The 9,716-nt window shown below is 62.7% G+C and carries 8 protein-coding genes and 1 tRNA gene; 8 read left to right on the top strand and 1 reads right to left on the bottom strand.

Annotated features, from left to right (window positions below):
* Positions 1 to 18: 18 nt before the first annotated feature.
* From ASD52_RS07370 to deoA, 8 genes are all read left to right on the top strand, one after another.
* Positions 19 to 95 (top strand) — tRNA-Met (locus ASD52_RS07370).
* Between the two features lie 358 nt (positions 96 to 453).
* Positions 454 to 2,772 carry a heavy metal translocating P-type ATPase gene (locus ASD52_RS07365; RefSeq protein ID WP_057223718.1) on the top strand — a complete coding sequence of 773 codons (2,319 nt, stop codon included), beginning with the start codon at positions 454 to 456 and terminating at the stop codon, positions 2,770 to 2,772.
* A gap of 249 nt (positions 2,773 to 3,021) precedes the next feature.
* Positions 3,022 to 4,557 (top strand): ABC transporter ATP-binding protein, encoded by a 1,536-nt coding sequence (locus ASD52_RS07360; RefSeq protein ID WP_025425376.1) that lies wholly within the window; start codon positions 3,022 to 3,024, stop codon positions 4,555 to 4,557.
* Positions 4,554 to 5,687 (top strand): ABC transporter permease, encoded by a 1,134-nt coding sequence (locus ASD52_RS07355; protein ID WP_025425377.1) that lies wholly within the window; start codon positions 4,554 to 4,556, stop codon positions 5,685 to 5,687. The genes ASD52_RS07360 and ASD52_RS07355 overlap by 4 nt, the downstream gene beginning before the upstream one ends.
* Positions 5,688 to 5,691: 4 nt before the next feature.
* Entirely contained in the window at positions 5,692 to 6,663 is a 972-nt protein-coding gene (locus ASD52_RS07350) for an ABC transporter permease (protein ID WP_057204426.1), read from the top strand.
* A gap of 4 nt (positions 6,664 to 6,667) precedes the next feature.
* Positions 6,668 to 7,060: a cytidine deaminase gene (locus tag ASD52_RS07345; protein ID WP_025425379.1), complete on the top strand. Its 393-nt coding sequence runs from the start codon at positions 6,668 to 6,670 to the stop codon at positions 7,058 to 7,060.
* The gene (locus ASD52_RS07340; RefSeq protein ID WP_025425380.1) at positions 7,057 to 7,863 is read left to right on the top strand and encodes a purine-nucleoside phosphorylase; all 807 of its coding nucleotides are present in this window, start codon (positions 7,057 to 7,059) and stop codon (positions 7,861 to 7,863) included. The genes ASD52_RS07345 and ASD52_RS07340 overlap by 4 nt, the downstream gene beginning before the upstream one ends.
* Positions 7,860 to 9,176, top strand: coding sequence for a thymidine phosphorylase (gene deoA, locus ASD52_RS07335; protein WP_025425381.1), 1,317 nt, complete (start codon positions 7,860 to 7,862; stop codon positions 9,174 to 9,176). Before ASD52_RS07340 ends, deoA begins: the two co-directional genes overlap by 4 nt.
* On the opposite strand, the gene ASD52_RS07330 is transcribed toward deoA, so the two are convergent.
* Positions 9,169 to 9,699: a TIGR02281 family clan AA aspartic protease gene (locus ASD52_RS07330; protein WP_057204423.1), complete on the bottom strand. Its 531-nt coding sequence runs from the start codon at positions 9,697 to 9,699 to the stop codon at positions 9,169 to 9,171. The two genes, deoA and ASD52_RS07330, sit on opposite strands and share 8 nt — an antisense overlap.
* Positions 9,700 to 9,716: the final 17 nt, after the last annotated feature.

Genomic DNA, 9,716 nt, shown 5'->3' with positions numbered 1-9,716 from the left:
AGCGGTTTACCGAGATGGCGCGGGGTGGAGCAGCCCGGTAGCTCGTCAGGCTCATAACCTGAAGGCCGCAGGTTCAAATCCTGCCCCCGCAACCAAATCAAAAAAAAAGCCCGCGAGACCGAAAGGTCCGCGGGCTTTTTGGCGTTCAGGGGCAAAGAAAACAAAACCGGCTAACCGCCAAGCGCGCCCAGAACAAAGTCCAGGACCTTCGGTCTAAGAAGACGATGGCCCACGATGGCCCACGGCAGCCTGCAATATGCAACGAAGGCCTACAGTCCGCTATCTCTGGTTTGCCCTCATCCGCCAGAGGTAGGCCATGCCCTTTTCAAGCATGCGGAAACGACTCCGCAAGGCAGCATTCGGCGAAAAACTTCGCTTGGTCGTGCAATTTGGCCTTGCAGCTCTAGTCACTAGAGGTCGTAGCCTTGCGTCAAGATATGCAAGGAGCAGGTCATGGCAGCAAATATTCGCGAAAACCGATATCGGGTCGAAGGCATGGATTGTGCTTCCTGCGCATCGAAGATCGACACCGCCGTCAGGCGCATGCCTGGTGTTGAAGATGTCTCGGTTTCCGTTGCCGCGGGCACGATGTCGGTCAAGCATGCCGACGACGGCGATCTTGCCGCGAATATCGTCAGCCGGGTCGGAAAGCTCGGTTACCGGCTGCATCCGATTGCCGCCCACCAGAAGCCCGCGGTTGTCGCCATACACACTTGCTCGGGCGATCACGACCATGACCATCCTCACGATCACGATCACGATCACGATCACGATCATGGGCACGGCGACAAGCATGAGAAGCACGCGCATACCAACGACCACGAACATCAGCACAGCCACACCGCGGCCGGGGCAGCTTCATCGCAGCAGCCCAGTTCCCATGCCCATGATCACGGGCCAACGAACGGCCCCTGGTGGCGCTCGGCCAAGGGCCGGCTGACCATCGCCTGTGGTCTGGCTCTGGCCGCCGCCTATGGCCTTGGGCATCTTGTTCCGGCCACCGAGCCCTGGATCTTCACGCTTGCCATGCTGGTCGGCCTGCTGCCGATTGCGCGGCGCGCCTTCGCAGCGGCGACCTCGGGCACGCCGTTCTCGATCGAGATGCTGATGACCATTGCGGCGGTGGGTGCCGTCTTTATCGGCGCGACGGAGGAAGCGGCGATGGTCGTGCTGCTCTTCCTCGTCGGCGAACTGCTGGAAGGCGTCGCCGCCGGCAAGGCGCGGGCCAGCATTCAATCGCTGACGGCGCTCGTGCCGAAGTCGGCCTATCTCGAGCGCAGCGGTCGGGTCGATGAGGTCCCGGCGGATAGCCTGGCGGTCGGCGCCGTCATTCTCGTCCGACCCGGCGACCGCGTTCCGGCCGATGGCATCATCCTCTCTGGCGAAAGCGCCGTCGACGAGGCACCGGTCACTGGTGAAAGCACGCCGGTGCACAAGGCAGTGGATGATGCGCTTGTCGCCGGAACGGTGAATGGCGACGGGGCCTTGCGCGTACACGTCACGGCTGCGGCCTCGGACAATACCATTGCCCGAATCGTGCGGCTCGTCGAGGAGGCGCAGGAGAGCAAGGCGCCGACCGAACGCTTTATCGATCGCTTCTCGCGCTACTATACACCGGCCGTCGTTGTTGTCGCCGCCCTGGTCGCGATCCTTCCGCCACTTCTGGGCAGCGGCGTCTGGAGCGAGTGGGTCTACAAGGGGTTGGCGATCCTGCTGATCGGCTGCCCCTGCGCCTTGGTGATCTCGACTCCGGCTGCGATCGCCGCCAGCCTTTCGGCCGGTGCCCGCCGCGGCCTGCTCCTGAAGGGCGGCGCCGTGCTTGAAAATGTCGGCAAGATCACCGCCGCAGCATTCGACAAGACAGGTACGCTCACCGAAGGCAAACCGCGGGTGACTGATATCGTCGGCTTCGCCCGCGCCGAGAACGAGGTGCTGGGCTTGGCCGCAGCTCTTGAGCAGGGATCGAGCCATCCTCTGGCACGGGCAATCCTGCAGCGCGCCGACGAGCTGAAACTGCAGGTCCCGGGCATCACGACGGTCAAGGCTATCGGCGGCAAGGGTCTTGAAGGCGTCGTTGGCGCCGCCACCCTGTTCCTCGGCTCGCCCCACGCTGCCGATGACCGCGTGCCGATGTCGCCTGATCAGAAGGCGCGCATTGCGGCTCTGAACGACGAGGGCAAGACGGTCTCGGTGCTGATCTCCGGCAATGAGATTATCGGCGCCATCGCCATGCGTGATGAGCCGCGCCCGGATGCGGCAGTCGGCGTCAAGGCGTTGACCGACGCCGGCATTCATGTGGTCATGCTGACTGGCGACAACCGCCGCACGGCGGAGGCGATCGGCCGTCAGTTCGGCATGGAGGTGCGCGCCGAACTGCTGCCGCAGGACAAGCAGCGCATCGTTGGAGAATTGAAGAAATCCGGCTTCAATGTTGCCAAGATCGGAGATGGCATCAATGATGCGCCGGCGCTCGCTGCAGCCGACGTCGGCATCGCCATGGGCGGCGGCACGGACGTGGCGTTGGAGACCGCCGACGCGGCGGTGTTGCACGGCAGGGTCAGCGATGTCGCCGCGATGGTCCGGCTTTCCCGCTCTACAATGCGAAACATTGTCCAGAATATCACTATTGCGCTTGGCCTGAAGGCTGTTTTCCTCGTCACCACGATTGCGGGTATCACCGGTCTGTGGCCGGCCATTCTCGCCGATACCGGCGCCACGGTGCTTGTGACCATGAATGCGCTGCGCCTGCTGCGGCCCGTCCAAACCGCTTGAAGCAAAAGCATAAAACTGAACCGGCGGCATCGAATGCCGCCGGTTTTTTGTTGCGATTACGGCCGATCTGCCTGTGTATATTCACGCTGGACTCTCATCAGCGATCCGGTGAGAGTATAAGGAGATCTCGATTGAGGGCTTCCGTGCCGGGAAATCGATGATAAACTTATACCAAATGGTAAAAAAATCGCCGGCACGGTTTCTGGGAAGAAGACCGAAGCGGGCCAGTTTGGGGATCGTAAGGCCAATATGGACAGTATTGCCATCGAACTGCGTGGGATCGACAAGAGCTTCGGTCCGGTTCACGCCAACAAGAATATCAATCTGAAAGTCCGCAAGGGTACGATCCACGGCGTCATCGGTGAAAACGGTGCGGGAAAATCGACCCTGATGTCGATCCTGTACGGCTTTTACCAGGCCGATAGCGGCGAGATTCACGTCGATGGCAAGCAGGTCTCGATCCGGGATCCGAATGCGGCGATCGCTGCCGGCATCGGCATGGTGCACCAGCACTTCATGCTGGTCGAGAACTTCACCGTTCTCGAAAACGTCATGCTCGGCGCGGAAGAGAGCCAGATCCTCAACAAGGGCATTGCCAAGGCGCGCATCGAGCTGAAGCGGCTGGAGCGCGAATACGCGCTCGAGGTCAATCCGGATGCCGTGATCGAGGAATTGCCTGTCGGCTTGCAGCAGCGCGTCGAGATCCTCAAGGCGCTCTATCGCCGGGCCGATATCCTCATTCTCGATGAGCCCACCGGCGTGTTGACGCCGGCCGAGGCCGATCATCTCTTCCGCGTTCTCGAACAGCTGAAGAGCCAGGGAAAGACCATCATTCTCATTACCCATAAGCTCAGGGAAATCATGGCGATCACCGACGAGGTTTCGGTGATGCGCCGCGGCGAGATGGTGGCAACGCGCACGACGGCGGAAACCTCGGTCGAGGAACTCGCCGAGCTGATGGTCGGCCGCCGCGTGCTGCTGCGCGTCGAAAAGGGCGAGGCCAAGCCCGGCGATGTCAAGCTTTCGGTCAACGGTCTGACCGTCAAGGACGGCCGCGGCGTCACCATGGTCGACAATGTGTCGTTCAACCTTAGGGCCGGCGAGATCGTCGGCATTGCCGGCGTCGCCGGCAATGGCCAGTCGGAACTCCTGGAGGCGATCTCCGGTATCCGCCGTGCCGTTTCCGGCGAGGTGCACCTCAATGGCAAGCCGATCGACGTCACCGGCCATGCCGACCCCAAGGAGCTGCGCGATCGTGGCCTCGCTCATGTGCCGGAAGACCGGCACCACGTCGGCCTAGTGCTGAAATTCGAGGAATGCGAAAACGCCATCCTCGGCTATCACCATGACAAGCGCTACCTCAACGGCGTCTTCCTGAATGTCGACGCCATCCGCAAGGATGCCGAGCAGCGGATCGCCGAATACGACATCCGTCCGCCGAACGCCCGGCTGAAGACCGCGAATTTCTCCGGCGGCAATCAGCAGAAGATCGTTCTCGCCCGCGAGATGGAGCGGGGGCCGGACGTGCTGATCATCGGCCAGCCCACCCGCGGCGTCGATGTCGGCGCCATCGAATTCATCCACAAACGGATCATCGAGATGCGCGACCAGGGCAAGGCTGTCCTGCTTGTTTCCGTCGAACTCGATGAGATCCGCGCCCTGTCGGACCGTATCCTGGTCATGTTTGCCGGCCGTGTCGTCGGCGAGCGCGATCCCGATGCGACCGAGGGCGAGCTGGGCCTGCTGATGGCCGGCGTCGAAGGCCGCAAGGAGGCCGCAGAATGAGCAATCCCTATGCAAAGCTTCCAGGTTGGGTCGAATACGGCCTCGTCCCGCTGGTCAATCTCGCCGTCGCGTTTCTGGTTGCCGGCCTCGTGGTTCTGCTCGTCGGCGAAAATCCGTTCGAGGCGGCCTATCACCTGATCAACGGTGCCTTCGGTCGCGGCGAATATATCGGCTTCACGCTCTACTACGCCACCACCTTCATCTTCACCGGCCTTGCGGTCGCGGTCGCATTCCATGCCGGGCTTTTCAACATCGGCGGCGAGGGCCAGGCCTATGTCGGCGGCATCGGGGTCGCGCTCGCGTGCCTCTGGCTCGACCAGACGATGCCGTGGTTTGTGGTCTTCCCGCTGGCGATCATCGGTTCGGCCGCTTTCGGCGCTGCCTGGGCGTTTCTGCCCGGCTGGCTGCAGGCCAAGCGCGGCAGCCACATCGTCATCACCACGATCATGTTCAATTTCATCGCGTCGAGCCTGATGGTCTATCTGCTGACGCGGGTGTTGAAGCCGCTCGGCTCGATGTCGCCGCAGACGCGCACCTTCGCCGAAGGCGGTCAGTTGCCCAAGCTCGATTGGCTTCTGGGGATCTTCGGGCTCGATATCGGCACGGCGCCATTCAACGTTTCGTTCCTGCTGGCCCTTGTCGCGGCCTTCGGCGTCTGGCTCCTGATCTGGCGCACCAAGCTCGGTTACGAGATGCGCACCATGGGCCACAGTCCGTCGGCCGCGCGATATGCCGGCATGAGCGAGAGCCGCATCACCGTCATCACCATGATGATCTCCGGCGCGCTTGCCGGCATGATGGCGCTCAACCCGATCATGGGTGAGCAGGGCCGCATGCAGCTTGATTTTGTCCAGGGTGCAGGCTTCGTCGGCATCGCCGTCGCCCTCATGGGCCGCTCGCATCCGGCAGGCATCATCCCGGCGGCCGTTCTCTTCGGCGTGCTCTACCAGGGTGGGGCGGAGATCTCGTTCGAAATGCCGTCGATCTCGCGCGACATGATCGTCATCATCCAGGGCCTCGTCATTCTGTTTGCTGGCGCCCTTGAAAACATGTTCCGGCCGGCGATCACCCGGTTGTTTTCCACATCCAGCCGGCGCGCCGCGGTCGTTGCCCAGACCAAGGGAGCTTGAAGCCATGGATTTCTTCCACGTCATCGTGGTGCTCCTCGAGTCCACCATCCGCGTCTCCGTTCCGCTGATCTTCGCAGCCCTCGCCGGTCTCTTCACCGAGCGTGCCGGTATCTTCGATATCGGCCTTGAAGGAAAAATGCTGGGCGCCGCCTTTGCCGCCGGCGCGGTCGCAGCGATCACCCAATCCGTCTGGCTGGGACTGCTTGCGGGCATCCTCATCTCGATCGCCCTGTCCCTTGTCCACGGCTATGCGTCGATCACCCAGCGCGGCAACCAGATCGTCTCCGGCGTTGCCATCAACTTCATCGTCGCGGGTTCCACCGTCATCCTCGGTGAGGCCTGGTTCCGTCAGGGCGGGCGCACGCCGGCACTGGCCGAAGGTGCAAGGTTCCAGACGATCACTTTTCCCTTCGCGGACGCCATTCGCGATGTTCCCTTCATCGGGCCGATCTATGCCGATCTGCTCTCCGGGCATTTCATCCTGACCTATGTGGCCTTCGCCATGGTGCCGCTCAGCTGGTGGATCCTCTACCGCACCCGCTTCGGCCTGCGGCTCCGTGCGGTCGGGGAGAACCCGGGTGCCGTCGACACCGCCGGCATTTCGGTGGTCTGGATGCGGTACCGCGCCGTCATCTGCTGCGGCATCCTGTGTGGCTTTGCCGGCGCCTACCTGTCGCTGGCGATGACCGCCGGCTTCGTCAAGGGCATGACCGCCGGCAAGGGCTACATCGCGCTTGCAGCGCTGATTTTTGCCAAATGGCGGCCATTCAACATCATGCTTGCCTGCCTGCTGTTCGGCTTCCTCGATGCGTTTGCGATCCGCCTGCAGGGCAATCCCCTGCCGCTGATCGGCCAGGTGCCGGTGCAGCTGATGCAGGCATTGCCCTATATTCTCACCGTCATCTTGCTTGCCGGCTTCATCGGCAAGGCAATCCCGCCGAAGGCCGGCGGTGTCCCCTATGTGAAGGAGCGGTAAGGCTATGGAAAACGAACTCTTCGAAGCCGCACGCGAAGCGATGGCCAAGGCGCATGCGCCCTATTCCAAGTTTCCGGTGGGCGCCGCGATCCGTGCGGAAGACGGCCATATCTACACCGGCGCCAACATTGAAAACCTCTCCTTCCCGGAAGGCTGGTGTGCCGAGACCACGGCCATCAGCCACATGGTCATGGCCGGCCAGCGCAAGATCATGGAAGTCGCCGTTATCGCCGAGAAGCTGGCGCTCTGCCCGCCTTGCGGCGGGTGCCGGCAACGGCTTGCGGAGTTTTCCGGCGCCAGCACGCGCATCTACCTCTGCGACGAGACGGGCGTGAAGAAGACGCTCGCCCTGTCCGATCTGCTACCGCACAGCTTCGAGACCGAGATCCTCGGATGAGCAGCGCTGCTGAATTCCTGAGGGGCAGGCTCGGCGGCCTGGCTCCCCGCTATGGTATTGTCCTTGGTTCAGGGCTTGGGACGCTCGTCGAAGCGGTCAGTAACCCGACACGCATTTCCTATGCCGACATCCCGGGTTTTCCCGTCAGCAGCGTTTCTGGCCATGCCGGCGAACTCGTCGCAGGTTTGCTCGGCGCCGTCCCGGTCGTCATGCTGTCCGGCCGGGTGCATTACTACGAGAGCGGCGATGCCAACGCGATGCGCGTGCCGCTGCAGACGCTGAAGAAACTCGGCGTCGAAAATCTCGTGCTCACAAACTCCGCTGGCTCGCTGCGTGATGATCTGCCGCCGGGTTCGGTCATGCGGATCTCGGATCACATCAACTTTTCCGGATTCAATCCACTGATTGGCGTCGAAAGCGACGATCGCTTCGTCGGCATGACCAACGCCTATGACACCGAGCTTGCGACGCGCATGCGGCGCGCGGCCGACCGGATGGGCATTCCGCTGCAGGACGGCGTTTACATGTGGTTCTCCGGGCCGAGCTTTGAAACGCCAGCGGAAATTCGCATGGCGCGCGTGCTCGGCGCCGATGCGGTCGGCATGTCGACCGTGCCGGAAGTCATTCTCGCGCGCTTCCTCGGCCTCAAGGTTGCTGCAGCGTCGGTGATCACCAATTTCGGCGCGGGCATGACGGGCGGCGAACTCAGCCATCACGAGACGAAGGACATGGCGCCGGTCGGCGGCAAACGCCTGGCCGCCATTCTCAAGGAGATGATTTCCACGGACGCGGCGGTTCAGTGACCATGCTTCCCCAGGAGATCATCCGCCGCAAGAGAAACGGCGAGCGCCTCGAGGCGGCAGATATCACGGGCTTCGTCCGCGGCCTTTCCGATGGTTCGATCTCGGAGGGTCAGGTCGCTGCCTTCGCTATGGCTATCTGGTTTTCGGGCATGAGCCGGGACGAGACGGTGGCGCTGACGCTCGCCATGCGCGATTCCGGCGAAACCCTCGACTGGAGCAGCATCGGCCGACCCATTGTCGACAAGCATTCCACCGGAGGCGTCGGCGACAACGTCTCGCTGATGCTTGCCCCGATAGTCGCAGCATGCGGTTTGGCCGTGCCGATGATCTCGGGACGGGGATTGGGGCACACGGGCGGCACGCTCGACAAACTCGAATCCATACCCGGCTATGATATTCAGCCGTCTGCTGCGCTATTCCGAAAGACGGTCGACGAGGTCGGCTGCGCCATCATCGGCCAGACCGCCAATCTGGCGCCCGCCGACAAGCGGCTCTACGCCATCCGTGACGTGACGGCGACCGTCGATTCAGTTCCGCTGATTACCGCATCGATCCTTTCCAAGAAGCTTGCCGCCGGGCTGCAGTCGCTGGTGCTCGACGTCAAGCTCGGCAATGGCTCGTTCATGGGCGATGCTGGCGAAGCCGAGGCACTCGCCCGGTCGCTAGTTGATGTCGCCAATGGTGCCGGCGTTCGCACGTCGGCATTGCTGACGGATATGAACGAGCCCTTGGCCGATGCGGCTGGAAACGCGCTTGAAATCCGGAACTGCGTCGCCTTTCTCAAGGGCGAGAAAAGCGGCACCCGCCTTGAAACCGTGGTCATGGCTTTCGCCGCGGAGATGCTCGTCGCGGCCGGTGTGGCAGTCGACCCGGTAGCCGGCGAAGCATTGGCGCGCACGGCGCTTGCAAACGGTGCAGCGCTTGAGCGTTTCGCCAGGATGGTTTACGCGCTCGGTGGTCCCGCCGATTTCGTCGAGCGTCCCGAACAGCACTTGGCGCCTGCCCCAGTTATCCTTCCGGTGGAAGCAGAAAGAGACGGCTATCTACAATCCTGCCGGACCCGTGACCTTGGCATGGCCGTCATCGCTCTGGGTGGCGGTCGGACACATCCGAACGACAGGATCGATCATCGGGTCGGCTTTGCCGAGCTGAAACCGTTGGGAACGCGAGTTGCCGAGGACGAACCGATCGCCTTCGTCCATGCGGCGGACGAGACCGCGGCCGAACATGCGCGGCAAGAGCTGCTGGCGCTCTATACGATCGCCGACGCTCAGCCTGAGGTGCGCTCGCCAATCCTTTCAAGGATCACCTGACCAGATGCAGCGCGCCGTTTTCGACGCGGTAGGACGATAGTCGGCCGAGGAAGCTCATGCCGACGAGCATGCCGGCAAGCGCCTTGTCGGGCAGCACCAGGGCGTCGACGTCGCGCAACGATATGCCGCCGATTTCGACCCTCGTCAGCTTGGCCCGCGCTGCATCGACATCGCCATTGGCCGTTCGAACGCGTGCGTTGAAAGTAAGCGCTCCGGCAGACAGGCCGAGCCTGCGCGCGGTCGAGACATTGATCGCGATGGTGCTGGCGCCGGTATCGACCATGCCCCGTTCGGTGCGGCCGTTGATGCGGAACGCTCCGAAGAAATGGCCCGAGCGGTCGGCTTCGAGCACCACGCCTTTTCCCGAAGCATATTTCGCCGTCGTTGCCGGAAGGGAGTTGTTCACCGCCGGTTTGTCCGTGGCGGCAGTCTCAGCGCTCGAGAGATAGGAACTCGCGAGGTCAGGAATGACCAGGGCCGCAATAGCGATACCGCCGGCGAATGTCAGCAGACGGACGAACATGACCTGACCTCCCGCGC

Source organism: Ensifer sp. Root142 (assembly GCF_001426785.1).
In the GTDB taxonomy this organism is placed as follows: domain Bacteria; phylum Pseudomonadota; class Alphaproteobacteria; order Rhizobiales; family Rhizobiaceae; genus Ensifer; species Ensifer canadensis.
The sequence above is the reverse complement of the archived record's forward strand: the minus strand, read 5'-3'. Positions and strand labels throughout refer to the sequence as shown.

Bases quoted from the DNA above. Each gene is read 5' to 3' on its own strand.
- ASD52_RS07355 (WP_025425377.1), top strand. From the start codon at position 4,554: ATGAGCAATCCCTATGCAAAGCTTCCAGGTTGGGTCGAATACGGCCTC.
- ASD52_RS07360 (WP_025425376.1), top strand. From the start codon at position 3,022: ATGGACAGTATTGCCATCGAACTGCGTGGGATCGACAAGAGCTTCGGT.
- ASD52_RS07345 (WP_025425379.1), top strand. From the start codon at position 6,668: ATGGAAAACGAACTCTTCGAAGCCGCACGCGAAGCGATGGCCAAGGCG.
- ASD52_RS07340 (WP_025425380.1), top strand. From the start codon at position 7,057: ATGAGCAGCGCTGCTGAATTCCTGAGGGGCAGGCTCGGCGGCCTGGCT.
- ASD52_RS07350 (WP_057204426.1), top strand. From the start codon at position 5,692: ATGGATTTCTTCCACGTCATCGTGGTGCTCCTCGAGTCCACCATCCGC.
- ASD52_RS07330 (WP_057204423.1), bottom strand. From the start codon at position 9,699: ATGTTCGTCCGTCTGCTGACATTCGCCGGCGGTATCGCTATTGCGGCC.
- ASD52_RS07365 (WP_057223718.1), top strand. From the start codon at position 454: ATGGCAGCAAATATTCGCGAAAACCGATATCGGGTCGAAGGCATGGAT.